General features: G+C 71.6%; 20 protein-coding genes. 11 read left to right on the top strand and 9 right to left on the bottom strand.

Annotated elements, in window-relative coordinates; all coding sequences use genetic code 11:
• Positions 1–53: 53 nt before the first annotated feature.
• The 9 genes from KZJ41_RS12575 to KZJ41_RS12535 all read right to left on the bottom strand — a co-directional run bounded on the left by KZJ41_RS12575 (position 54) and on the right by KZJ41_RS12535 (position 12,639).
• A complete protein-coding gene (locus KZJ41_RS12575; protein ID WP_006933681.1) occupies positions 54–2,567 on the bottom strand; it encodes a [protein-PII] uridylyltransferase in 2,514 nt (837 codons plus the stop codon).
• Positions 2,557–2,895: a P-II family nitrogen regulator gene (locus KZJ41_RS12570; RefSeq protein WP_006933679.1), complete on the bottom strand. Its 339-nt coding sequence runs from the start codon at positions 2,893–2,895 to the stop codon at positions 2,557–2,559. The genes KZJ41_RS12575 and KZJ41_RS12570 overlap by 11 nt, the downstream gene beginning before the upstream one ends.
• 43 nt (positions 2,896–2,938) lie before the next feature.
• A complete protein-coding gene (locus KZJ41_RS12565) occupies positions 2,939–4,246 on the bottom strand; it encodes an ammonium transporter (protein WP_029543203.1) in 1,308 nt (435 codons plus the stop codon).
• 471 nt (positions 4,247–4,717) lie between these two features.
• A complete protein-coding gene (ftsY, locus tag KZJ41_RS12560) occupies positions 4,718–6,337 on the bottom strand; it encodes a signal recognition particle-docking protein FtsY (protein WP_006933677.1) in 1,620 nt (539 codons plus the stop codon).
• Positions 6,334–9,969: a chromosome segregation protein SMC gene (gene smc, locus KZJ41_RS12555; RefSeq protein ID WP_029543202.1), complete on the bottom strand. Its 3,636-nt coding sequence runs from the start codon at positions 9,967–9,969 to the stop codon at positions 6,334–6,336. Before smc ends, ftsY begins: the two co-directional genes overlap by 4 nt.
• Before the next feature lie 25 nt (positions 9,970–9,994).
• Positions 9,995–10,285 carry an acylphosphatase gene (locus KZJ41_RS12550; RefSeq protein WP_006933673.1) on the bottom strand — a complete coding sequence of 97 codons (291 nt, stop codon included), beginning with the start codon at positions 10,283–10,285 and terminating at the stop codon, positions 9,995–9,997.
• Complete coding sequence (locus KZJ41_RS12545) at positions 10,282–11,208, bottom strand: SMP-30/gluconolactonase/LRE family protein (protein ID WP_029543201.1); 927 nt, start codon at positions 11,206–11,208, stop codon at positions 10,282–10,284. Before KZJ41_RS12545 ends, KZJ41_RS12550 begins: the two co-directional genes overlap by 4 nt.
• Before the next feature lie 26 nt (positions 11,209–11,234).
• Entirely contained in the window at positions 11,235–11,672 is a 438-nt protein-coding gene (locus KZJ41_RS12540; RefSeq protein ID WP_006933666.1) for an OsmC family protein, read from the bottom strand.
• A 19-nt stretch (positions 11,673–11,691) separates the two neighbouring features.
• Positions 11,692–12,639 (bottom strand): LysR substrate-binding domain-containing protein, encoded by a 948-nt coding sequence (locus KZJ41_RS12535; protein ID WP_065922648.1) that lies wholly within the window; start codon positions 12,637–12,639, stop codon positions 11,692–11,694.
• Between the two features lie 115 nt (positions 12,640–12,754).
• Here KZJ41_RS12535 and pcaH point away from each other — a divergent pair, with 115 nt between their 5' ends.
• The 11 genes from pcaH to KZJ41_RS12480 all read left to right on the top strand — a co-directional run bounded on the left by pcaH (position 12,755) and on the right by KZJ41_RS12480 (position 25,088).
• Positions 12,755–13,507, top strand: a complete 753-nt coding sequence (gene pcaH, locus KZJ41_RS12530; RefSeq protein ID WP_006933662.1) for a protocatechuate 3,4-dioxygenase subunit beta — start codon at positions 12,755–12,757, stop codon at positions 13,505–13,507.
• On the top strand, positions 13,504–14,169 hold the full coding sequence (gene pcaG / locus KZJ41_RS12525) for a protocatechuate 3,4-dioxygenase subunit alpha (RefSeq protein ID WP_006933660.1): 666 nt from the start codon (positions 13,504–13,506) through the stop codon (positions 14,167–14,169). The genes pcaH and pcaG overlap by 4 nt, the downstream gene beginning before the upstream one ends.
• Positions 14,170–14,277: 108 nt before the next feature.
• On the top strand, positions 14,278–15,516 hold the full coding sequence (locus KZJ41_RS12520; RefSeq protein ID WP_065922649.1) for a sodium:proton antiporter: 1,239 nt from the start codon (positions 14,278–14,280) through the stop codon (positions 15,514–15,516).
• A gap of 65 nt (positions 15,517–15,581) precedes the next feature.
• Entirely contained in the window at positions 15,582–16,286 is a 705-nt protein-coding gene (locus KZJ41_RS12515) for a TetR/AcrR family transcriptional regulator (RefSeq protein WP_065922650.1), read from the top strand.
• 30 nt (positions 16,287–16,316) lie between these two features.
• Positions 16,317–17,231 (top strand): ABC transporter ATP-binding protein, encoded by a 915-nt coding sequence (locus KZJ41_RS12510; RefSeq protein WP_065922651.1) that lies wholly within the window; start codon positions 16,317–16,319, stop codon positions 17,229–17,231.
• Positions 17,228–18,829 (top strand): ABC transporter permease, encoded by a 1,602-nt coding sequence (locus KZJ41_RS12505; protein ID WP_065922652.1) that lies wholly within the window; start codon positions 17,228–17,230, stop codon positions 18,827–18,829. Before KZJ41_RS12510 ends, KZJ41_RS12505 begins: the two co-directional genes overlap by 4 nt.
• A gap of 74 nt (positions 18,830–18,903) precedes the next feature.
• On the top strand, positions 18,904–19,482 hold the full coding sequence (locus tag KZJ41_RS12500) for a TetR family transcriptional regulator (protein ID WP_006933647.1): 579 nt from the start codon (positions 18,904–18,906) through the stop codon (positions 19,480–19,482).
• Positions 19,479–20,213, top strand: coding sequence for an ABC transporter ATP-binding protein (locus KZJ41_RS12495; RefSeq protein WP_006933645.1), 735 nt, complete (start codon positions 19,479–19,481; stop codon positions 20,211–20,213). The genes KZJ41_RS12500 and KZJ41_RS12495 overlap by 4 nt, the downstream gene beginning before the upstream one ends.
• Entirely contained in the window at positions 20,210–20,989 is a 780-nt protein-coding gene (locus KZJ41_RS12490; RefSeq protein ID WP_065922653.1) for an ABC transporter permease, read from the top strand. Before KZJ41_RS12495 ends, KZJ41_RS12490 begins: the two co-directional genes overlap by 4 nt.
• A gap of 216 nt (positions 20,990–21,205) precedes the next feature.
• Entirely contained in the window at positions 21,206–22,273 is a 1,068-nt protein-coding gene (locus KZJ41_RS12485) for a TrkA family potassium uptake protein (RefSeq protein WP_065922654.1), read from the top strand.
• A gap of 49 nt (positions 22,274–22,322) precedes the next feature.
• On the top strand, positions 22,323–25,088 hold the full coding sequence (locus KZJ41_RS12480; RefSeq protein ID WP_029543184.1) for a cation-transporting P-type ATPase: 2,766 nt from the start codon (positions 22,323–22,325) through the stop codon (positions 25,086–25,088).
• Positions 25,089–25,340 lie beyond the last annotated feature (252 nt).

The following is a 25,340-nucleotide window of genomic DNA, read 5'->3' as shown; positions in this document are numbered from 1 at the left end:
GGTAGCCGCTCGCGGCACGAGTTCTCGCACGTGCACGAGCGGCCGCCCCGCCCTCAGCCCTTGTCCTCGGGTTTCTTCGGCTCCGGAGCGGGCACCACGGCGAGCACCGCCCGCTCGACCCGCTCCCGGTTCTCCCGGGTGTCGGAACCTCCCAGGTCGATGCAGAACGCGTCCACGACGGTGCGGCCGAGGGTGGAAACCCGGGCCCAGCGCACGTCGGTGCCGCACCGTTCGAACGCGTCCGCGAGCCGGCACAGCATGCCCAGCCGGTCCTCGGCGCGCAGCTCGAGGATCGCCTGACCCGGATCCGGGGCGTCGATCCAGATCAGGTGCGGCGGCGCCTGCGCGTAGGTGCCCGGCACGGCCCGCTCCGGGCGTTCGGGCAGCTGCGCCTCCCTCGCCGCCTGCTCCTTCGCGTCGAGCGTGGCGAGCAGGTCGAGGTCCCCGGCGCGGGCCCGGATGAGTTCCTGCCGCAGCAGACCCGCCGGCGGCGGGGCCCCGAACAGCGGCGCGACGGCGAAGCTGTTGACGGCACTACCGGCGTGGCTGCCCACCGAGGCGGACAGCACGCGCAGGCCGTGCAGGGCCAGCACCCCGGCGGCGTCGGACAGCAGGCCCGGCTCGTCGGGCGCGACCACCGTCACCGTGTAGGCGTGCGGGTTCTCGCCGGGTTGGAGCTCGACGTGGATGCCGCCCTGTTCCGCCTGCTCGGCGAGCTGGGGGTCGATCGGGTCCGGTCTCGGCAGCTCCTCCCCCGCCATCACCAGCCGGCAGCGCCGGACCAGCTCCCGGATGAGCGCCGCCTTCCAGTCGCCCCACACCCCCGGGCCCGTCGCGAGCGAGTCCGCCTCGGCGAGGGCGTGCAGCAGCTCGAGCAGCACCGGGTCGCCGTCGATGGCCTCGACGACGGACTCCACCGTGGCGGGGTCGTCGAGGTCACGGCGGGTCGCGGTGTGCGGAAGCAGCAGATGGTGGCGGACCAGCGCGGACAGCACGGCGACGTCGGACGGCCACAGGCCCATCCGGCGGCCGATCTGGGTGGCGAGTTCCGCGCCGACGACGCTGTGGTCGCCGCCGCGACCCTTGCCGATGTCGTGCAGCAACGCCCCGAGCACCAGCAGGTCGGGGCGTGCGACGCGGGTGGTCAGCCCGCCGGCGTACACCGCGGTCTCCACCAGGTGCCGGTCCACCGTCCAGGTGTGCACGGCATCGCGCGGGGGCAGATCCCGCACCGCCCCCCATTCGGGGAGCAGCCGGCCCCACAGTCCCGTCCGGTCGAGCGCCTCGATCGGGTCGATCGCGCGGGTTCCCGAGCCGAGCAGCACGAGCAGGTCGTTCAGCGCGGTGCGCGGCCACGGTTCCCGCAGTTCGGGGGCGCTGTCGGCCAGGCGGCCGAGGGTGGACGCGGAGATCGGCAGATCGTGCTGCGCTGCGGCCGCGGCGACCCGCGTGATCAGGCCGGGGTCCTTGCGCGGGTGCGCGTCGCGGGCCAGCGTCACTTCGCCGCCGTGTTCCACCACACCCTCGTCGAGCGGGCGCCGGACGGGGACGCGGCGCAGCCGGGACAGGCCCTTGCGGGGCAGCGAGTTTCCTGCCGTGCGTACCCCGACCTCCACCGAGTAGCTCACGGTCCGGGCCGCCTCGGTCAGCACGCGGGCCAGGTCGAACCGGTCCCCGATGCGCAGAGCGGCGCCGATCTCGTCGGCATCCTGGGCGCGCAGCTGGTCGCGGGCCCGGCCGGCGACGCGGTGCAGCTCGGTGCGAACGTCCAGCAGGCGGCGGTGCGCGGCCGCGAGCCCGCCGCCGGGAACGTCGGGCCCGAGCCCGGGCATGCCGTCGGTGAGCTGCGCGACGGACAGTGCGTTGAGCAGTTGCACGTCCCGCAGCCCGCCGCGGCCGCTCTTGAGGTCGGGTTCGGCCCGGTGCGCGATCTGCCCGCTGCGTTCCCACCGGGCCTCGGTCAGGGCGATGAGCTCCTCGAACCGGCTGCGGATGCCGGTGCGCCACTGCCGCCGCACGCCGCCGATCAGCAGATTGCTCAATTCGAGGTCGCCGGCGATGTGCCGGGCTTCGAGCAGGCCGAGCGCGGCGGTCAGGTCGGACGCGGCGACCTGCAGGGCCTGCGGGACGGTCCGGACGCTGTGGTCGAGCTTGATGTGCGCGTCCCACAGCGGATACCAGAGCCGGTCGGCGACCCGGGACACGACAGCGGGGTCCATGTCGTCGTGCAGCAGAACCAGATCCAGGTCGGAGTAGGGGAGCATCTCGCGGCGGCCGAGGCCGCCGACGGCGACGATGGCGAAGCCGCAGTCGGGCTTGATTCCGAGTTCGGTTCCCTTGGTGACGAGCCAGAACTCGTGGAGATCGACGAGGGCGTGGCGGAGGGCGGGGGCGTCGAGCCGGCGGTTGCGGGTGCCGCCGGCGAGCAACTGGGTACGAGCCCGGGCGAGGTCGGTGGCGGCGGTGCCGGATCCGGCCGGCCCCGGAGACACCGGCGGCCCCGATCCCGCCGCGGAGGCAGCGGGACCAGGGCCGCGAGTTCCGGACCCCTTCGGGTCAGAGTGCATCGGCGCCTCGTTCACCGGTGCGCACTCGGACGACCGTTTCGACCGGGGTGACCCACACCTTGCCGTCGCCGATCTTGCCGGTGCGGGAGGCCTCGACGATGGTCTCGACCACCTTGTCGACGGCGGCGTCGTCGACGACGACCTCGACGCGGACCTTGGGAACGAAGTCGACGGAGTACTCGGCTCCGCGGTAGACCTCGGTGTGGCCCTTCTGGCGACCGTATCCCTGCACCTCGCTGACGGTCATGCCAAGCACACCCGCCTGCTCGAGGCCTGCCTTGACGTCCTCGAGGGTGAACGGCTTGACAATTGCCGTGATCAGCTTCATATCCTCATCCCTTCCCAGTCTCCAGTGCCCTGATGTCTTCTTATCACTTGAGGGCGGCGGCGAAGTCGTATGCCGACTCCGCATGCTCGGCCTCGTCGATGCCGCGCGCCTCTTCCTCCTCCGACACCCGCCAGCCGAGCGGCTTGAGCGCGAAGGCGACGATCGCGGTGATGATGCCGGTGTAGACCAGGGCGAAGACTGCGATGACGATCTGGATCACGAGCTGCTTGTAGTCGCCGCCGTAGAACAGGCCCGTCTCGGTGCCGAGGAACCCGATCGCGATGGTGCCCCACAGGCCCGCGACGAGGTGCACGCCGACGACGTCGAGCGAGTCGTCGTAGCCGAACTTGTATTTCAGGCCGACCGCCAGGGCGGACAGGACGCCGGCGATCGCGCCGAGCACGATCGAACCGACCGGGCTGAGCGCACCGGCGGCCGGAGTGATGGCGACGAGGCCGGCGACGGCACCCGAGGCGGCACCGAGGCTGGTGCCCTTGCCGTCGCGGATGCGCTCGGTGAGGAGCCAGCCGAGGATCGCGGCGGCCGCGGCGGTGGTGGTGTTGACCCAGGCCAGGCCGGCCACACCGTCGGCGGCGAACGCGGAACCGGCGTTGAAGCCGAACCAGCCGAACCACAGCAGGGCGGCACCGAGCATGACGAACGGCAGGTTGTGCGGACGGAAGGCGGTGCGGCCGAAGCCCGCGCGCTTGCCGATGATCAGCGCCAGGACGAGCGCGGCAATGCCGGCGTTGATGTGCACGACGGTGCCGCCGGCGAAGTCGATGGGCGCCACGGTCGCGACGAGCCCGCCTTCTCCGTCGTCGGAGGTGCCGAAGATCTTGGCGGCGAGGCCGTCCGCGGAGCCGGAGAGCAGGCCGCCGCCCCACACCATGTGGGCGAGGGGGAAGTACGCGAGGGTGACCCAGATTCCGGAGAAGGCCAGCCAGGTGCCGAACTTCACGCGTTCGGAGAGGGCACCGCTGATGAGAGCGGTGGTGATGACCGCGAACGTGACCTGGAAGCCGATGTCGATGATCTGCGGGTAGTCGCCGAGGCCGGGCAGGAACTCACCGGCGTCGTCGTAGATGGCACCCTGCAGACCGAACATCTGGAACGGGTTGGCGAAGATGCCCCCGATGTCCTCGGTGCCGTAGGACATCGACCAGCCCCACAGCACGTAGATCACCGCGATGACCGCCATTGCCCCGAAGGACATCATCATCATGTTCAGGACGGCCTTGGTGCGCGACATGCCGCCGTAGAAGAACGCCAGACCGGGCGTCATCAACAGCACCAGGGACGCCGATATCAGCATCCATGCCGCGTCGCCGGTGTTCACCACTTCCTCCACTGCAACCTCCCTGTTGGCCGCGCCGGTCAGCGCGTCGTCGAGAGAAGAATGCTGTGGTGATGTTTCGGCCGGAGCGCCGCGCTGTTTCGGCGGAGTGAACGCAAATCGGACATGTGTTTCGTTCCTGTTTCGCGGCGCATCCACCGGCGCCGGCGGCCGAACCGGGTCCCTCGCACGGCGTTTCGCGGCGGTGCTCCCGCGAGCCGGGAGGGGGTGGATCGGGACGGATCGCGACCCGAGCCGGGACGGACCCGGCGGGGCCGGGTGGCCAGCGCGGCGAGCTCCCGCAGGAGCCTCTCGTCGCTGCTTCCCCGTCGCCACCCGCCCCGCGGGATCCGTCCGGCACCTGTTTCTACCGAACCGGAGTGGCAGATGGGAACCGAGTGACGATTTGTGACCTTTCCGTGACCAAAACCGGCCACCCGGTCGGAGGCCGGGTGGCCGGTGGTGAGCTGGCGGTGGTGCGGTGGATCAGCCCAGCAGGGCGTCGACGAATGCGCCCGGCTCGAACGGCGCGAGGTCGTCCGCGCCCTCACCGAGACCGACGAGTTTCACGGGGACCCCGAGCTCGTGCTGGACCTGGAAGACGATCCCGCCCTTGGCCGTGCCGTCGAGCTTGGTCAGCACCACGCCGGTGATGTCCACGACCTCGGCGAACACGCGCGCCTGCATCAGGCCGTTCTGCCCGATCGTCGCGTCGAGCACGAGCAGCACCTCGTCGACCGCGGCCTTCTTCTCCACGACCCGCTTGACCTTGCCGAGCTCGTCCATCAGACCGGTCTTGGTGTGCAGCCGGCCGGCGGTGTCGATGAGCACGGCGTCCACACCCTGATCGGTGCCCCTGGCGACGGCGTCGAAGGCGATCGCGGCCGGGTCGCCTCCCTCCTTGCCGCGCACGACCTCGGCGCCGACCCGCTCGGCCCACGTCTGCAACTGGTCGGCGGCGGCCGCACGGAAGGTGTCGGCAGCGCCCAGCAGGACGCGGCGGCCGTCGGCGACGAGGACCCGGGCGAGCTTGCCGGTGGTGGTGGTCTTACCGGTGCCGTTGACCCCGACGACGAGCAGCACCGCCGGGTGATCCTGGTGCGGCAGCGCCCTGATCGACCGGTCCAGCTCCGGGTGCAGCGCCTCGACCAGCACGTCCCGCAGGACGGCCCTGGCCTCGGCCTCGGTGCGCACACTGCGGGCGGCCATCTGCACCCGCAGCCGCTCGACGATCTGGGTGGTGGTGGCGGCACCGAGGTCGGCGATCAGCAGGGTGTCCTCGATCTCCTCCCACGAGTCCTCGTCGAGGTCGCCGCCGCCGAGCAGGCCGAGCAGGCTCTTGCCCACCGCCGACTGCGACCGGGCAAGTCGGCCGCGCAACCGGTCCAGCCGGCCCTCGGTCGGGGCGATCTCCTCGATCGGGGGAACGAGCGGGACAGCCGCTACCTCGGGCTCGGCGGTCGGCGGCGGGGCCACCTCGGGTTCGACGGCGGGTGCCGGCGGAGCTTCCTCGACCGGCGGGACGACCTCGACCGGCGCAACTTCCTCGACCGGCGCAACTTCCTCGACCGGCGGGACGACCTCGGACGGCGCCGGGGCGGTCTCCGGCTCGATGCCCGGGACGGGCTCGACCCTGGGGGCCGGTTCCACGGTGGGGGCGGCGCCGGCCTCCGGGGCCCGCTCGGGCTCCACCCGGGGTTCGACCGTCGGCGCCGGAGCCTCCGACACCTCCTGGGGCAGTGACACGACCTTCGGTTCCGGCACGACCTTCGGTTCCGGCACGACCTTCGGTTCCGGCACCACCGTCGATTCCGGAGCGACCGGCGGTTTGGGGGACGCGGGCGGTTCCGGGACCACCGGCGGTCTCGGAACCGGCCGCTCGACCGGCTGGGGCGGCGCGGTCGCGGTCGCCCCCTGGGTGAAGCTGAAGCCGCCCGCGGCCTTGTAACCGCCGGAACGATCCTTCTGCTCGGCGGTGCCGAGCTGCGGCGTCTGCTCGGCCGTCAGCGACACCCGCCGTCTCCGGTACAGGGTCAGGCCGACGACGAGCGCGACGAGGAGGACGGCAAGTGCCGCCGCGATGGCTATCCAGGCTCCGGTACTCACGCCCCCATACTGTCAGGCGCAACGGCCGCGCTCAGCTCTGGGCGAGAAAGATCCTGACCACGCATCCGCTGCGAGATGACGCGGGTGATGCCGTCGCCGCGCATGCTGACCCCGTACAGGGCGTCGGCGATCTCCATCGTCGGCTTCTGGTGGGTGATGACGATGAGCTGGGACTTCTCCCGAAGCTGCTCGAACAGCCCGATGAGCCGGCGCAGGTTGGTGTCGTCGAGAGCGGCCTCCACCTCGTCCATGACGTAGAACGGGGACGGCCGGGCCCGGAAGATGGCGACGAGCATGGCCACCGCCGTCAGCGACTTCTCGCCGCCGGAGAGCAGCGACAGCCGCTTGACCTTCTTGCCCGGCGGCCGGGCCTCGACCTCGATGCCGGTGGTGAGCATGTCCGACGGATCGGTCAGCACGAGGCGGCCTTCGCCGCCGGGGAAGAGCTTGGCGAACACCTGCTCGAACTCGCGCTCGACGTCCGCGTACGCCTCGGTGAACACCTGCAGGATGCGGGCGTCGACGTCGGCGACCACGCCGAGCAGGTCCTTGCGGGCGTTCTTGACGTCCTCGAGCTGCGTGGCGAGGAAGTTGTACCGCTCCTCGAGCGCGGCGAACTCCTCGAGCGCCAGCGGGTTGACCTTGCCGAGGGTCGTCAGGTCCTTCTCCGCGCGCTTGGCGCGCCGCTCCTGGGTGGCGCGGTCGTACGGCTGCGGCTGCGGCGCGACGACCTGTTCTCCGCGTTCCCGCGCCTGTTCGAACTCGGCGATCTCGAGGTCGGACGGTGGCAGCGGCACCTCGGGGCCGTACTCGGCGACCAGATCGTCGGGCGCGATGGCGTACTGCTCGACGACGGCCTGCTCGAGCTGTTCGATCCGCAGCGCGGCCTGCGCGCGGGCGACCTCGTCCCGGTGCACCGCGTCGGTGAGCTGGGCCCGCTGCGCGGAGAGGTCGCGCACCCGCTCCTTGACCTTGTCGAGCTGTTCGGCCCGCTCGGCGCGCTGACGGGTCAGCTCGTCCCGGTGGGCGGAGGCCGCGGCGACCACCTCGTCCAGGTGGGCCGCGACCCGGGCGCCGGACTCGGCCACGGCCGCGGCGACGGCCGCGGCCTGCTTGCGGGCGCGCTGTGCCCGTTCGGCCCGGGCCCGCGCCTCGCGCTCGGCCTGGGCTGCGCGGCGCAGCGAGTCCGCCTTGCCGCGCAGCGCCTGGGCGCGCTCCTCCGCGGTGCGGGCCGCGAGCCTCGCCTCCATCTCGACGGCCCGGACCTCGGCGAGGGCAGCGGCGGCGACCTCTCGGTCGACTGCCGTCGAGTCGGTGCCCGGATCGGCGCCCGCGTCGCTCTGTTCCTGTTCGGCCAGTCGCAGCCGCTCCTCGAGCTCGACGACCTCGCGGCGGGCCGTGTCACGCTCCGTCTCGGCGTTGGTGCGCTGCGCCGCGAGGCGCTCGGACTCGGCGTGGGCGGCGCGCGCGGCCTGCCCGAGCCGGCCGAGCTGCTCGTACACCGCGGACATCGCGGCGTCGGATTCGTTGAGGGCCGCGAGGGTCTGTTCGGCCACCTCGGCGCGGGCCGCCTGTTCGGCCAGGGCGCCGGCGAGAGCCGCCGAGAGTTCCTCGGAGCGCCGGACCGCGCGGTCGAGGTCGGCGCGGGACGCGTCGATCGCGGCCTGGACCTCGAGGGTGCTCGGCGCGCGCCCGGATCCACCGACGACCCAGCCCGAGCCGGCGAGGTCACCGCTCCGGGTCACTGCCCGCAGTTCGGGGCGCACGTGGCACAGTTCGATCGCGGAGCGCAGGTCGTCCACGACGACGGTGCGCGCCAGCAGCGCGTCGAGTCCGCCGCGCAGTTCCGGCGGGCAGTCGATCACGTCCCGCACCCAGCGCGTCCCGTCGGGCAGGCTCGCCGGCTCGGCCGGCGCGGTGGTGCCCCCGGCGACGAACGCGACCCGGCCCTGGTCGGCGTCCACCAGCGCGGCGACGGCCGCGGCCGCCGCCGGGACCGAATCCGCGGCCAGCGCGTCCGCGGCCGGGCCCATCGCCGCTGCGACGGCGACCTCGTAGCCGGCCTCGACCCGGACGCGTTCCGCGAGGGGACCCGACAATCCCAGGTCGGGGCGGTGCTCGAGAAGCCAGGCGGCGCCGTCCTTGCGTTCGAGACCCATCGCCAGCGCCTCGATGCGCGCCCCGAGGGAGGCGACCTCCTTGCCGGCCGCGCGCTCGGCGTCCTGCAGTTCCTTCAGGCGGGCGTCGGCGAGTCGCAGCGCCTCGAGGGCGCGTTCGTGCTGTGCGTCGGCGTCGATCTCGCCGGCGTCGAGGTCGTCGATGCGGGCCTGGGCCGTCTCGAACTCGGCCTGGGCGGCGACACCGCGCAGCCGGGCCTCTTCGATGGCGACGGTCAGCCGGGCCACCTCCGCGTCGATGGACTCGGCGCGGGTGCGCACGGTGTCGACCTGTCCGGCCAGGCGCGCGAGTCCCTCCCGCCGGTCGGCGACGGCCCGCACTGCGGCCAGGTGCGCCCGCTCGGCGGCCGCGGCGGCCTCCTCCTGGACGGCGAGCTGCTCCTTCGCGGCCTCGAGGGTGCCGTGGGCGACCTCGACGGCCTCGAGGAGTTCGGCCTCCTCTTCGGCGATGCGGTCGGCGCGGGCCTCCATCTCGTCCGGGTCCTGGCCGTCGCGGACCGCCGGGGCGGTGTCGAGGTGGCGGGCGCGTTCCTGGGCGATGCGCACGGTGGCGCCGAGACGTTCGGCGAGCGCGGAGAGCCGGAACCAGGTCTGTGACGCGGCCTCGGCGCCGGGAGTGAGTCGCGCGACCGCCTCCTCGTGGCGTGCGAGTTCGGCGTTGGCGTCGTCGAGCTCGGCGGAGACGTGGTCGAGTCGCTCGCGCAGGACGCGTTCCTGCTCGTCCTGGTCGGCGAACTCGGAGCGCCGGGTCACGAGGTCGTCGGCGGCGAGCCGCAGCCGGGCGTCGCGCAGGTCCGCCTGGATGGTCTGGGCGCGGCGCGCCACCTCGGCCTGGCGGCCGAGCGGCTTGAGCTGCCGGCGCAGCTCGGCGGTGAGGTCGGTCAGGCGCGCGAGGTTGGCCTGCATCGCGTCGAGCTTGCGGACCGCCTTCTCCTTGCGCTTGCGGTGCTTGAGGACTCCGGCGGCTTCCTCGATGAATGCGCGGCGGTCCTCCGGCCGGGACTCGAGGATGGCGGAGAGGCGGCCCTGACCGACGATGACGTGCATCTCGCGGCCGATGCCGGAGTCGGACAGCAGTTCCTGCACGTCCATCAGCCGGCACGAGTTCCCGTTGATCTCGTATTCGCCGGCCCCGTCGCGGAACATCCGCCGGGTGATGGACACCTCGGAGTATTCGATGGGCAGCGCGCCGTCCGAGTTGTCGATGGTGAGGGTGACCTCGGCACGGCCGAGGGGTTGCCGGCCGGCGGTCCCGGCGAAGATGACGTCCTGCATCTTGCCGCCGCGCAGCGCCTTGGCGCCCTGCTCCCCCATCACCCAGGTGAGGGCGTCGACGACGTTGGACTTGCCGGAACCGTTCGGCCCCACGACACACGTGATGCCCGGTTCGAACCGCAGAGTCGTCGCGGACGCGAAAGACTTGAAGCCCTTGAGCGTCAGACCCTTCAAATACATGTGCGAAAACCTTACCGGCGGGCCGTCACCGCTCGACGAAGCCGGTCAGGTCACCGCGCGTCGGCTCCCAGCTCTCCACCACGAGCCGCACCTCTCCCGGGGTCTCGCCCGAGCGCAGCGCGGCGAGGAGTCGTTCGAGGGCGTCGCGGGGGCCCTCGGCGATGACGAGCACGCGCCCGTCGGGATGGTTGGTGGCGTGACCGGCGAGGCCGAGTTCGAGGGCTCGCGACCGCGTCCACCAGCGGAACCCCACACCCTGCACGCGCCCGTGCACCCAGGCGGTGAGCCGGACGGCGTCCGGCGGCGACTGCGTCATGGCTGCTCCCCCGAACTGCGGACCGGACGGACGGCGTGGACGGCGCCGTCGAAGCCGGTGGTGTAGAGGACGTCCGGGTCCCAGCCGGGGCCCTCGCCGAATGCGACCGCGGAGACGAAGGGCACCCCCGTGGCGACCGTGCAGCCGGTGCCGGTGACCGGGTCGACCCGCAGGATCTTCCCGGCCACGTTGAGCGGGACGTACAACGCGCCGTCGGGTCCGACGTCGAGATCGTCGGCGGTCTCGAGGGGCCCGGGCCCGGACGGGTCCAGGGTCCGGACCGGACCGGTGAGGTCGCCGGCGTTCAACGCGTGAATTCGGGTAGTCGGATCGAAAGTCGTAGCCGCATAAACGGTTTCGCCGTCGACCGCGAGTCCGTTGACGGAGCCGAGGTCGGTGCGGATCGTTTCCGGGGCCCCACCCTCGACCGGGACGCGCGTCAGGCCCGGGGGGCTGCCCAGGTTCCGGCTGACGAGGAAGTCCCCGTCGGGCAGGCGGACGAGACCGTTGGGCATGGTCAGACCCGACGCGACGGTGCGCCGCGTCCCGGTGTCGAGGTCGACGGCCTCCAGGGTGCCGTCGGTGCGGCCGAGCAGTCCGGAGACGGTGCCGTTGCCGGTCGTGAAGTACGCCGTGCCGTCGTCGACGACGATGCCGCCGGGCGCCGGGACCTCGGCCACCACGGCGTCGGCCCGTCCCTCGGGCGTGAGCGCCAGCAGCGACCCGCCGCCGGCCGGGGTGGACGCCGAGGCCAGCAGCCGGCCGCGACCGTCGAACGCGAGATTCTCGAGCACGCCGAGCCCGGACGCGACGACGTCCACCCGCCACGGCGCGCAGTCCGCCGGAGCGGGCGCGGCCGTCGCCGGCGCCCCGCCCGCCAGGAACCCCACGGCGAGCGCGAGTCCGGCCGCTGTACGAATCATCCGCCCTCCCTGCCGAGATCCACCGCTCACGCGTCCGGAACGATCTTCAGCGTCACCTCGGTGCCGGCCTCGAGCGTACGGCCGACGGTGCACACCTTGTCGACGGATCGCTCGACGAGCGCGACGAGGCGCTGCTGCGCCTCCTCGTCGAGTTCGCTCAGGTCCAGCGCCATCTCCTCGACGAGGTGCGGGTACACCTCGTTCTCCCGGTCCGCGGCGCCGGAGACACGGATCGTGACGTCGTAGGTGTCGCCGAGCCGGCGCGACAGCGGGAAGTCCGAGCTCATCCCCGAACAGGCCGCCAGCGCGATCTTCAACAGCTCGCCGGGGGTGAAGACACCCTCGACGGTCTCCGACCCGATCAGGACCTCGGCACCTCGGGAGCTGCGGCCCGTGTAGCGGCGGGTGCCGGTGCGCTCGACCCACAGTTCGGTCGTCGGCGTGTCGGAAGTCTGTTCAGCCATGCGGGAGATCCTGCCATGATCACCCGACGGCCAGTTCGCGCAGGATCCCGATGAGCTCGTCCGCGACGACGGGGGTGTCCGCGCTGCTGCGGCGCAGCAGTCCGACGGGTTCGGCGGTGCCCGGGGTCGGTACCGGCAGCCGCACGAGCGTGCCGTCGTCGAGGTCGTCCTGCGGCACTCGCTCGGGTGTCAGCCACACCGCGTCGCCGGCGCGCACCAGCCCGCGCGCGACCGAGACGTCGAGGGTCTCGACGCTGCCGGACGGCAGCCGCAGGCCGTGCCGGGCGAGGAAGCCCTCGGTGTGGTGCCGCGGCACGGTTCCGGCGGTGGCTACGACGAGGGGGTGGTTCAGCACCGCCGGCACCGATACCGGACCCCCGGCCAGCGGATGCCCCGGGCGCACGATCAGGGCCAGCGACTCGGCGTACAGCAGTTCGAACGAGAGCCCTTGCATGGTCTCCGGGTCGGCCATCCGGCCGAGGACGAAGTCGAGCTCGCCGGCGCGCACCGCGCCCAGAAGTGCGGCGTTCGGGGCCGTGCGGATCTGCACGCCGACGTGCGGACGCCGGTCCCGCAGCCGGGTGACCGCACCGGGCAGCAGGGTGCTCGCGACGGTGGGCAGGGCGCCGACCCGCACGGGGGCGACGGCCGGCTGCCCGGTCCCGGAGAGGGCACGGGCGGCGGACGCCAACGCGTCCGTGACCTCGACGGCGTGGCCCAGGAACTCCTCGCCGGCGGGGGTGAGCCGGGCGCCGTGCCGCCCGCGGTCCACCAGGCGCAGGCCGGCCAGGGATTCGAGTTCGTTGAGGGTCTTGGTGACCGCCGGCTGGCTCAGATGCAGCCGGCCGGCGGCCCGGCCGAGGTTGCCCTCCTGGGCGACGGCGACGAAGCACGTGAGGTGGCGCAACCGGATGCGATCCAGGAGCCGCGACGCCCGGTCGACCGGGGGCACGAAACCGCGTTCCATCACTGCAGGTTATGAAATTCGGCCGAAACCGTCAATTTACATGACTCATGCTCACCCATAACGTGGATCACATCCAGTCCGTCGCAGTGCGACAGCCCCCCAGGAGTACCGCCTCATGATCATCGCCGCCCCCGGCGCCGCGTCCGGCGAATTCGTCGAACGCGACCACACTCAGCACCCGCCCGCCCTCACCCCCGGATACCGCACGTCGGTGCTGCGCTCCCCGCGCAATGCCCTGATCGCGCCGCGCAACACGCTCTCGGAGACGACCGGGCCGGTCTTCGACCGTCGCGAGCTGGGCGAGAAGGACAACGACCTCATCCTCAACTTCGCCAAGGACGGCCTGCCGATCGGCGAGCGCCTGATCGTGCACGGCTACGTCCGCGACGAGTTCGGCAACCCGGTGAAGGGCGCCCTGGTCGAGGCGTGGCAGGCCAACGCCGGCGGACGCTACCGCCACAAGAAGGACCGCTACCTCGCGCCGATCGACCCGAACTTCGGCGGTTGCGGCCGCATGATCACCGACGACAACGGCTACTACTTCTTCCGCACCATCAAGCCCGGGCCGTACCCGTGGGCCAACAGCACCAACGCCTGGCGGCCCGCCCACATCCACTTCTCGATCCACGGCACCGGCTGGGCGCAGCGCTTGATCACCCAGATGTACTTCGAGGGCGACCCGCTCATCGAGCGCTGCCCCATCGCGAAGACCATCCCGACGCTGGACCAGCTGCGCAGCCTGATCGCGCAGGAGGATCCCGCCAACAACGCCCCCTTCGACGCGCGTACCTACCGCTTCGACCTCACCCTGCGCGGCCGCCGCGCCACCTTCTTCGACAACGCCAACCTCCCCGGAGCCCCCCGATGAGCCTTTCCCCGCACAGCATGATCGAGCGCCGCCCGGAGACCCCCTCGCAGACCGGCGGCCCGTACGTCCACATCGGGCTCGCACCGCAGCAGGCCGGGTTCGACATCTTCGACAACAACTTCGGCAACGTGCTGACCGCCCCGGAGACGAAGGGCGAGCACATCACCCTCGAGGGCCGCGTCTTCGACGGCACCGGCACGCCCGTGCGCGACGTGCTGATCGAGATCTGGCAGGCCAACGCCGCGGGCAGGTACGCCCACCCCGGCGACACCCAGGACGGACACGCCCAGGACAGGGCGATCGATCCGACCTTCCGCGGCTGGGGCCGCACGGGCGGCGACTTCGACACCGGCGTCTACACCTTCGAGACGATCAAACCGGGACCGGTGCCGGCGAACGTCGGCGGGTTCCAGGCCCCGCACATCCTCATGGTGCTGTTCGCACGGGGCATCAACATCGGCCTGCACACCCGGGTCTACTTCGACGACGAGGCCGACGCCAACGCCGCCGACCCCGTACTCGACGGGATCGAGTGGGAGGTCCGCCGCGACACGCTGATCGCGAAGCGCTCCGAACGCGACGGCAAGGTGGTCTACACCTTCGACGTGCGTCTGCAGGACACCCCGGAAGGCGGGATCGAGACCGTGTTCTTCGACATCTGACCGGGACCCGGTGGCGCGGGGGCGCGCGTTTCGGACGACGGTCGCCTGGGCATCCTTGCGCCGACCACGTCGCAGCGAACGAAGGCCACGGCACTGGACACCGCGATCATCTACGTTTCCGCCGGGCTCGCGCTGCTTCTCGCCGTCACCGTGCCGCGGCTGTTCCACAACCGGGCGATCTCGGCACCCATGATCGTGCTGGTGGCCGGCGCGGTGCTGGGGCTGTTGTTCGACAACGCCGAAGCCCTCACTCCCGGCGGGCACCCGGCCGTGGCGGAGTACCTCAGCGAGGTCTGCGTGATCGTCGCGCTCATGGGCGTGGGCCTCGCGATCGACCGTCCCCTCGGGTGGCGGTCGTGGAAGTCCACCCGGCGGCTGCTGCTGATCGCGATGCCCCTCGGCATCGCGGCCGTCGCGGTGCTGGGCTGGTGGGCCGCGGCCCTCACCCCCGCGGCCGCGGTACTGCTCGGGGCCGCCCTGGCTCCCACCGATCCCGTGCTGGCGTCCGACGTGCAGGTCGAGGGCCCCACGTCCGGGGAGGGTTCCCACCGCGAAGACGACGAAGTGCGGTTCGCGCTCACCTCCGAGGCCGGCCTCAACGATGCGCTGGCGTTCCCGTTCGTCTACCTCGCGCTGTTCCTGTTCACGAAGGGACCGATCGAGGACTGGATCATCTCCTGGGTGCTGTGGGAGCTGCTCGGCAAGATCGTCCTGGGCGCCGTGGTGGGAGGGCTGGCGGGCCATCTCGTCGGGCGGGCGGTGTTCCACTTCCCCGTCGAGCACGTCCGGCTGGCCGACCGGGGCGAACCGATCGTCGCGCTCGCCGCCACGTTCGCGGTGTACGGAATCGCCGAACTGGTCGGCGGCTACGGCTTCCTGGCCGTGTTCGTGTGTGCCGTGGCCATGCGGCGCATCGAACGCGCACACGAGTACCACGCCGAGATGCACAGCCTGATCGAGCAGCTCGAGCACGTCCTCACGCTGGCGGTCCTGCTCCTGCTGGGGGCGGGCCTCACCACCGGCCTGCTCGCCGAGTTGTCGTGGGGGTCGGTTCTCGTCGGCGCCGCCCTGGTCCTCGTGATCCGGCCGGTGGTCGGCTGGGTCTCGCTCCTGGGCTGTGACGAGATGGATGTCCGCGAACGCCGCGTCACGGCCTTCTTCGGCGTGCGCGGGATCGGCTCCGTCTACTACCTCGCGTACGCGGCGGCGGAGCTCGACATCGCGCAGGAGCAGGAGCTGTGGGCCGCCGTCGCCTTCACCGTCGTCCTCTCCGTCCTCGTGCACGGGGTGAGCGCGACGAGGGTGATGCGCATGCTCGACAACGCCCGCGTGAAGGGTCCGCCGTAGGCGCGTCGGGGCGGGCCTCCTCCCGGCTCTTGCCGACGATTGAACACGCGGTTAATATACTGACCATGCGTTCAACGCCGGGTCGCCTCTCGGCAGCCGATCGCCGGGACCTCACGTCCGCGGCGCGCATCCGGGAGGCCGCAATCCTCCGTTTCGCTCGCGACGGCTTCGACGCGAGCCTGCGGACCATCGCCGCGGACGCGGAGGTGAGCGGGGCGTTGATCGTGCACCATTTCGGGTCCAAGAAGGACCTGCGACGTGCGTGCGACGAGTGGGTCCTGGGACAGATCCGCGATTCCAAGCGGACGACCCTCGCCACCGGCGACTCCGGTCCGTGGCTGGCGCAACTCGGGCGGGCCGAGCAGTACGCCCCGCTCGCCGTCTACGTCGCCCGCACCTTCCAGGCCGGCGGCGAAAGCGCGGCGGAGTTCTTCGATCACCTGGTCGACGACGTGGTCGACTACCTCGCAGAGGGCGAACGCAACGGGCTGATCCGGCCCTCCCGGGACAACCGCGCCCGGGCCCGCCTGCTCACCGGCATGAGCGTGGGGTCGATGCTGCTGCAGATGACCCTGCACCCGGAACTCCTGCGGGGCGGGGACTTCACCGGGTTCTTCCGGCACCTGACCGAGACCGTCACCGCACCGGCCCTCGAGCTGTATTCCGAGGGTCTGCTCACCAGCCGCAAGCTGCTCGACGACTACCTGATGTACGTCCCGGACCCGCCGGCGGGCGCCGGGGGCGGCGAATCCGCGGCTCCCCCTTCCTGATCCGGAACCCGCCTACCCCAGGACACAATCATGAACACGATCGTCGAGGTCCACGACCTCACCAAGACGTTCGGCGCCACGACCGCGCTGGACGGTCTCAGCCTGCACGTCGGCCGCGGTGAAGTGGCCGGCTTCCTCGGCCCCAACGGTGCCGGCAAGTCCACGACCATCCGGATCCTGCTCGGGCTTCTGCGCGCCGACGGCGGCTCCGCATCCGTGCTCGGGTTCGATCCGTGGCGCGACGCCGTCGAAGTGCACCGGCACCTCGCGTACGTCCCGGGCGACGTCGACCTGTGGCCGTCGCTCACCGGCGGCGAGGCCATCGACTTCCTGTGCCGCCTGCGGGGAGGGGCCGACCGTGCGCGCCGCACCGAGCTGGTCGAACGCTTCGAACTCGACCCTCGCAAGAAGTGCCGCGCCTATTCCAAGGGCAACCGCCAGAAGGTGGCGCTGATCTCGGCACTCGCCTCGGACGTGGAGCTCCTCGTCCTCGACGAACCGACGTCCGGCCTCGACCCGTTGATGGAACGGGTGTTTCAGGACTGTGTTGCCGAAGCGAAGCAGCGCGGCTCGTCGGTGTTGCTGTCGAGTCACATCCTCGCCGAGGTGGAAAAGCTCTGCGACACCGTGACCATCATCCGGGACGGACGTACCGTGGAATCCGGGTCGCTGGCCCAGCTGCGGCATCTCACCCGGTCGACGATCACGGTCCGCACCGACCTCGACACGTCCGGCCTGGCGCAGGCCGAGGGCGTGCACGCGCTGCGAAACGAGCACGGGCACACCGTGTTCGAGGTCGATAACGCTCACCTCGACGAGGTGGTCCGCCGGCTCGCGGAGTACGGCGTCCGCAGCCTCGAGAGCGCACCGCCGTCGCTCGAGGAGCTGTTCGTGCGCCACTACGGCAGCGATCGACAGATCGCCGGCGTGGGCGGCGTGCGATGAACACCTTCACCGGGACCGCGTCCCTCGTCCGCTTCGACCTGCGCCGGGATCGAATCAAGCTGCCGCTGTGGGTGATCGGCATCTCGGCCCTGGCGGCGTACTTCGTCGCCGCCCTGCAGCTGGCGTATCCGGCCGCCGAGGACCTCCGCGGCGTGGCCGGTTTCGCCGACAACCCGGCAGGGGTGATGATGTCGGGTCCCGGCTACGGCATGGACGACCCCACGCTCGAGGCGTTCGTCGCGAACCAGTACGGGCTGTACCTGCTGGTCGCCGCCGCGTTCATGAACATTCTCCTCGTCGTCCGGCACACACGGGGCGAGGAGGAGAACGGTCGCACCGAACTCGTCCTGGCCGGCGCGGTGGGCCGGCGCGCCCCGCTGACCGCGGCCCTGGCGACCGCAGTCGTCGCGAACGCCGCCCTCGTCGTGGCGGGCAGCGCGGCAATGACGGCCACCGGGGTGGACGCCGGCGGGGCGGTGCTGTTCACGGCCGGGTTCGCGGCGCTGGGGCTGTTCTTCGCCGCGCTCACCGCCCTGGTGTGCCAGGTGCGCGAACACGGGCGCACCGCCACAGGACTGGCCGCAGCGGCGCTGGGAACGGCCTTCGTCGTGCGGGGCGTCGGCGACGTCCTGGAGCGGCACGGCAGCGCGGTGTCCTGGCTGTCCCCCGTCGCCTGGTCGCAGCAGACGCGAGCATTCGTCGATCCGCGATGGGGCCCGCTGGCCCTGTCGTTGGGGTTCGCGGCGGCCGCCGCGGCGGCCGCGTACCGTGTCGTGGACCGTCGCGACCTCGGGGCCGGACTGGTGCCGCCACGGCCGGGCCGGGCCGAGGCGGCACCGGCGCTGGCGAACCCGTTCGCCCTGGCGCTACGGCAGCAGCGCGGCAGCATCGCCGGGTGGGGCGCGGGCCTGGCGCTGATGGGGTCGTTCTACGGCTCCCTGACCGGCTCGATCGCCGAGAGCTTTGCGAACCTGCCCGAGGACATTCTTGCGCTCATGGGTGGTTCGGCCGCGAATCTCGTCGACGGCTTCCTGGGCCTGACCGGATACACGACGGCCTTCCTCGCCTCCTGCTTCGCGATCCTGTCCGTCCGCCGCCTGCGGGGCGAGGAGCAGTCGGGCCGGATCGAGCCCGTTTTGGCGACAGCTACGAGCCGTGCCGGATGGATGGCAGCGGGGCTGTCCGTGACCGCTCTGGGCGTGGTGGCACTCCTCGCACTCGCCGGCGTGGGGACCGGGCTCGGGGCCGCGGCGTCCACCGGGGAGCCGACTCGGGTGCCCGCATCGGTATGGGCGCATCTCGGATACGCCCCCGCCGTCCTCGGCATCGCGGCGATCGGAGCGGCGCTGTTCGGTCTCGCCCCCCGCGCCTTCGATCTGGTCTGGGTGCTGGTCGTCTACGGCTACCTGGTGGGCAGTTTCGGACCGATCCTCGACCTGCCCGACAGCGCCGGCGTCCTCTCCCCGCTGAACCATGTCCGGCAGATGCCGCTCGAACCGTTCGCCGCGGGCTCCTTCGTCGCTCTCGTCGTTCTCACCGCGCTCGTCACGGCGGCAGGGCTGGCCGCGTTCCGGAAGCGCGACGTCGTGAGTACGTGAGAACCCGCCGGGTGGACCGGGCAGTGGCGGCACACCCCTTGATCGCCCGAACTGTTAGTGGCTAACATTATGGGGTGTCCAAGTCCGAGCGGACCCGGCAGCGCATCCAGGCAACGGCGGTGCAGCTGTTCACCGAGGACGGCTACGACGCCGTCACCGTCGACCGGATCGCCTCCGCCGCCGGGGTGTCGCACATGACCTTCTTCCGGTACTTTCCATCCAAAGACGCTGTTCTGCTTGATGATCCCTACGACCCTGTCATTGCGGACGCCGTGGCCGCGCAGCCGGCGGACCGGAGCCCGCTGGAACGGGCGTGCCGGGGGATCCTCGACGCCTGGGCGCTGATTCCCGAGACGGATCTCGGGGACGTGCGCACTCGCCTGCGGATCGTCGCGGCACACCCCCGGCTGCGCGCGCGGATGTGGGAGAACACCCTGCGCACCCAGGAGGCCGTCGCCGCCGCGCTCGCCGAACCGGGGACACGACGACTCGAGGCCGCAGTGGCCGCCGGGGCCTGCATGGGCGCACTCATGGCGGCGCTGACGGACTGGGCAGAAACCGGCGACGAGGCTCTCGGCAACCGGATTGCGTCGGCCCTGCACCAGCTCGCACCGGAGGCCCGTCCCTCACGGCAGCCACGGGAGGTGCCGTGACCGAGGTCGGCGACGTCGTGCTCGAGTGCCGGAACGTGTGCAAACGCTACGGCTCCGCGCCGGTACTCGAGGGCGTCACCACCGAGGTGCGGGCGGGCGAGGTACACGCGTTCGTGGGCCTCAACGGGGCGGGAAAGACGACGTTGATGCGCCTGTTCCTCGGCATGATCGAGCCCGACGACGGAATCGTGCGCGTGCGGGGCCTGGCGCCGTCGACGATGCCGGCGCGGCACTGGACGGGCGTCGGGCACCTGGTCGAAACACCGCTGGCCTATCCCGAACTGACCGTCGCGCAGAACCTGCGCATCGCGGGCCGCCTCGCCGGCCTGTCCGCGGCGGGCGCCACCGCCGCGGCCGACCGGTGGATCGAGGAACTGGTCCTGTCCCGGTGGGCGCGGACCAGCGCACGGAAACTCTCCCTCGGCAACCGGCAGCGGCTGGGTCTGGCCGCGGCGCTGATCGCGGACCCGGATGTGCTGATCCTGGACGAGCCGACCAATGCGCTCGATCCGGCCGGGATCATGCTGCTGCGCACGCTGCTGCAGCGCAGCCGGGAGCGCGGCGCGGCGACGCTGGTGTCCAGCCACCATCTCGACGAGGTCGCCCGCGTGGCCGACCGCATCACAGCCGTCAACGAGGGACGCGTCGTCGGCTCCCTCGACCCGGACGGAATCGATCTCGAGCGGCAGTTCTTCGACCTGGTGTACCGCGACAGCGAGGCGCGACGATGACCACCTCCGAGCAGATCCGGGCCGCGCTGACGGTCGAGTGGGCCAAGTTCCGGCGGGCACGCCCCGTATGGGTCACCCCCGCCCTTCTCACGACGGGGGTGGTGACCATGTGCGTGCTGACCCTGCAGTCCGTGCACGGTGCCAACGCGGTGATGGCGGGTAAGGCGCAGACCATCGTCGGCGACGGCGGCCGAGCGGGACTGTTCGCCGCAGCCGACACCATCGTCTCGGTGGGCGGGCTTCTCGGATTCGGTGTGGTCATCGGCTGGGTCTTCGGCCGCGAGTTCACCGACGGAACGATCACCGGTCTGTGGGCCGCGCCGGTCTCCCGCCCGGCCCTCGCCGCCGCAAAGCTGCTGATCCTGCTGTCGTGGGCGGCCGCCACCAGCCTCGCGCTGGGCGCCGCACTGGCGGTGGTGGCGGGAACGCTCGTCGACGACGAGCCCCTCGACCCGGGGACGCCGGCGCTCGTGGGCAGATTCCTCGCCGTCGCCCTGCTCACCGCGGGGCTCGCATTCCCCTGCGCCTGGGTCGCCACCGTTGCGCGGGGATACCTGCCCGCGGTCGGGACGATCATCGCCGTGGTGGTCGTCGCCCAGATGGCGGTCATGGCCGGAGCGGGCGGCTGGTTCCCGTTCTCGGCTCCGGGCCTGTGGGCGGCGGGACCGCAGGCCGGTTCCGTCACCGGTCCGCAACTCGCGCTCGCCCTCGTCGTTCCTGCCGTCTCGGCGGGCCTGACGCTGTGGTCGTGGCGCCGGCTCGCCCTCGTGCACTAGGACTCCCCAAGGGGCCGAAGTCCCGTCGATCCGGACCGCCCGCACGATAGGGTGATGCCCGGAGTGCCGGGAAGTCTGGTCGGCGAGTGGCGTTCGCATTTCACGACCAGGGAGGGCACCGTGGACCAGGATTCGTTCGCAGGTCGGGTTCCGAGCCGGGTACTCGGCGGATGAGCACATCGAACATCGCGCGACCACGCATGCACAGGTTTCACGATGCCGGCTAGGTGGCGTGCTCGGTTGACGGGCGCCGACGTGCTCACCGAACGCCCGGGCTTCGCGCTGGTGGGCGTCCTGCGGGTCCCGCAGTCGCAGACCAGTCCCGGCCGGGCCATCGTCCGCCGGATCGGCTACGCCCTGATCGCCCTGGCCCTGGTGGTGCTCGTCGTCTACCTGGACCGCGACGGCTACACCGACAACCAGGACGACGAGCTGTCCCTGCTGGACTGCATCTACTACGCGACGGTGTCGCTGTCGACCACCGGCTACGGCGACATCGCTCCGATCACCGAACAGGCTCGCCTGGTCAACATCCTGATCATCACTCCGCTACGGGTCTTCTTCCTCATCGTCCTGGTCGGCACCACGCTCTCGGCTCTGACCGAGAGCTCGCGGCAGGCGTTCCGTATCCAGCAGTGGCGACGCCGGGCGCGCAACCACACGGTCGTCGTGGGTTACGGCACCAAGGGCCGTGCCGCAGTGGACGCGATGCTCGGGGACGGCGTCCCGCCGTCCGAGATCGTGGTCGTCGACACCGACCCACTGATACTCGAGGCCACCGCCGGACAGGGTCTGGTGACGGTGCAGGGCTCGGCCACGAGATCGGACGTGCTGCGCCTGGCCGGGGATCCGCACTGCACCTCGATCGTCGTTGCCGCCGATCGCGACGACACCGCAGTGCTCGTCACCCTCACCGCCCGCGAACTCGCGCCCGCTGCGAAGATCGTCGCCGCCGTTCGCGAGTCCGAAAACACCCACGTCCTCCGCCGGTCCGGGGCCGACACCGTGGTCGTCTCCTCCGAAACCGCCGGGCGGCTGCTGGGCGTCGCGACGGCCACACCCGGCGTGGTGCAGATGGTCGAAGACCTGCTCACCCCCGAGGCCGGGTTCGCCATCACCGAACGGGCGGCCGAGGCCGCCGAGATCGGCGAATCCCCCCGCCACCTGACCGACATCGTGCTCGGGATCGTCCGTGACGGCCGGCGGCTGCACGTCGGATCACCGGAGGCCGCCACCATCGGAGCCGACGACCGACTGCTCTGCATCCGGCGCGTGCCGGACTGATCCCGTTCCTGCCCCCGTCGCGCCCGCAACCGATGCCGGAGGTCGCATCATGGTCCTGCCCGTCGATCCGTCGCCCGTCAATACGCACCACGACCTGTCGGTCCACGAGGTCGTCCTCCTGCACGAGACCGATCCGCATCGCGGCCTCGACGCGGACGAGGCCACCCGCAGGCTGGAACGATTCGGGCCCAACGTGCTGCCGGCGGCCTCGGGCCACGGGTTGCTGCGGCGGATTCTGCGCCAGTTCCACAATCCCCTCATCTATGTGCTGCTGTCCGCAGCGGCGATCACGCTGTGGCTCGACGAATACGTCGACTCGGCCGTCATCCTCGCGGTCGTCCTGGTCAACGCCACCGTCGGCTTCGTCCAGGAGTCCAAGGCCGAAGCGGCGCTCGACGCACTCCGGTCCATGGTGCGCACACAGACACGCGTGATCCGCGGTGGACGCCAGCAGACCCTGCCGTCGGACGACCTCGTACCCGGCGATCTCGTCGTCCTCGAGGCCGGCGACAAGGTTCCCGCAGACCTGCGCCTGATCCGCGTCGCCGAATTGCAGATCGACGAGTCCGCACTGACCGGGGAGTCCGTTCCGGTCGTCAAGGACGAGGTGGTACTGCCGCCTGCCACGCCGGTGGCGGATCGCCGCAACATGGTGCACTCGGGCACGTTGGTGACGGCCGGGGCGGGTGCCGGGGTCACCGTTGCGACCGGCGACCGGACCGAACTCGGGGAGATCCATCGCCTCGTCGGGGCCGCGGACGTGCTGGCCACGCCGCTCACCGCCAAACTGGCCTCGTTCAGCAGGGTTCTGACCGTGGCGATCGTCGTGCTGGCGGCGGCGACCTTCGCGATCGGTCTCGTCCGCGGTCAGGACGCGCCGGAAACGTTCACCGCCGCGGTGGCGCTTGCGGTCGGCGCCATCCCGGAAGGGCTTCCCGCGGTCGTCACCATCACGATGGCCATCGGTGTGGCCCGGATGGCCCGGCGCCGGGCGGTGATCCGCCGGCTGCCCGCCGTCGAGACGCTCGGCAGCACGACCGTCATCTGTTCGGACAAGACCGGAACACTCACCGCGAACCAGATGACGGTGCGCCACCTGTGGACGGTGCACTCCCTGTATTCCGTGACCGGTTCGGGATACGCGCCCGAGGGCGTGGTCCACGATTCCGCCGGCGCCGTGGCCGCACCCGATTCGGACGAGGCCCTGCGGTGGACGATCGTGGCGGGTGCCGGATGCAACGACGCACACCTCGACCGGCGGGACGGGCGGTGGTCCGTCGTCGGTGATCCCACCGAGGCCGCGATGCTCGTCGTCGCGGGCAAGGCCGGCCTGGCACCCGAGGACGTCCGCGCCGGGCACCCCCGCATCGGCACCATCCCCTTCAGTTCCGAACGCCAGTTCATGGCGACGCTGCACGCCGAGCCCCGCACGGGTGAGCGGGTCGTGCTCGCCAAGGGGGCCGTCGAGCGGATCCTCGAACGTTGCCGCTACGGCATGGGTTCCGACGGCAGCCTCCTTCCCCTGGACCGGGACTCGGTCCAGGGGGCCGCCGAGGACCTGGCGCGGCAAGGGCTGCGTGTGCTGGCCACGGCCGTCCGCGCGATCGATGCGGAGGCGGAGTTCGACCTGTCGGTGGTCTCCGGCGAGATGGTGTTCGCCGGCCTGCACGCGATGCTCGACCCGCCCCGGCAGGCCGCCGTGGACGCCGTACGTGCGTGCCACGTCGCCGGCATCGCGGTCAAGATGATCACCGGCGACCATGCGGCCACCGCAGCGGCGATCGCCCGGCAGCTCGGGTTGATCGGCGAGGCCGACGACGGACTCGTGCTCACCGGACAGGATCTCGACGCGATCCCGGCCGAGGAACTCGCGGACGCGGTCGACCGGGCCCGGGTGTTCGCACGGGTCTCCCCCGAACAGAAGCTCCGGTTGGTCGGGGCCCTGCAGGAACGTGGCCACGTCGTCGCCATGACGGGCGACGGCGTCAACGACGCTCCCGCCCTGCGGCAGGCCGACATCGGGGTGGCCATGGGCCACGGTGGAACGGAAGTGGCCAAGGAGGCCGCCGACATGGTGCTCACCGACGACGACTTCGCCACCATCGAGGCCGCCGTGGAGGAGGGCCGCGGCGTCTTCGACAACCTCACGAAGTTCATCGTGTGGGTGCTTCCCACCAGCCTCGGTCAGGGCCTGGTCATCCTCGCCGCGATCGTCTTCGGGACGACCCTGCCGATCCTGCCCACCCAGATCCTGTGGATCAACATGACCACCGCCGTCGCACTGGGTCTCATGCTGGCGTTCGAGCCGAAGGAACCCGACACGATGACCCGGCCCCCACGGGATCCCACGCGGCCGCTGCTGACCGGCGCGCTCGTCACCCGGATCCTGCTGGTGTCCGGCCTCATCGTGGGCGGCGCGTGGTGGCTGTTCGAGTGGGAGCTCGGCATCGGTGCCGACCTCGCCGAGGCACGAACCTCGGCCGTCAACCTCGTCGTGGCGGTGGAGCTGTTCTACCTCTTCAGCTGCCGCTCGCTCACGGCGTCGGTATGGCGGATCGGGTTCTTCGGCAACCGGTGGATCCTCGTCGGGGTGCTCGCCCAGACAGTCGCGCAGCTCGCCATCACCTATGTGCCCGCCATGAACACCCTCTTCCAGACCGCTCCGATCGACGCGCAAGCATGGTTGCGCATCGTCGGCCTCGCCACGCTCGCGGTGCTCGTCGTCGCCGTCGACAAGTCCCTGCGCGCCCGGGCCGCACGAGGGAGCGCGGACCTTCCGGTGGCCGGGACCCTCGCCCCGCCGGACGAGTCGTGAGTAGGTGACCTCTCATGGACCTGCACTCCTTCCCGCTCGTCGCCACGATCCTCGCCCTCGCTGCACTGGCAGGCTTGCTCGCGACCCGGCTGCGGCAGTCACCACGGGTTCCACGGCAAGGTCGCCGTCACCGCCCACGGCAGCCAGGACTCCGAACGGCTCCTCACCGCCGGCGCCGACCTCGTTCTCGACCCGTTCGAACTGGCGGCCACCACGACCGACGCACTGGACCGGCTCGTCGGCATCGCCGAC

Origin of the sequence: Rhodococcus sp. 11-3, from assembly GCF_023704055.1 — a bacterium.
Taxonomy (GTDB): domain Bacteria; phylum Actinomycetota; class Actinomycetes; order Mycobacteriales; family Mycobacteriaceae; genus Rhodococcus; species Rhodococcus aetherivorans.
The sequence above is the reverse complement of the archived record's forward strand: the minus strand, read 5'-3'. Positions and strand labels throughout refer to the sequence as shown.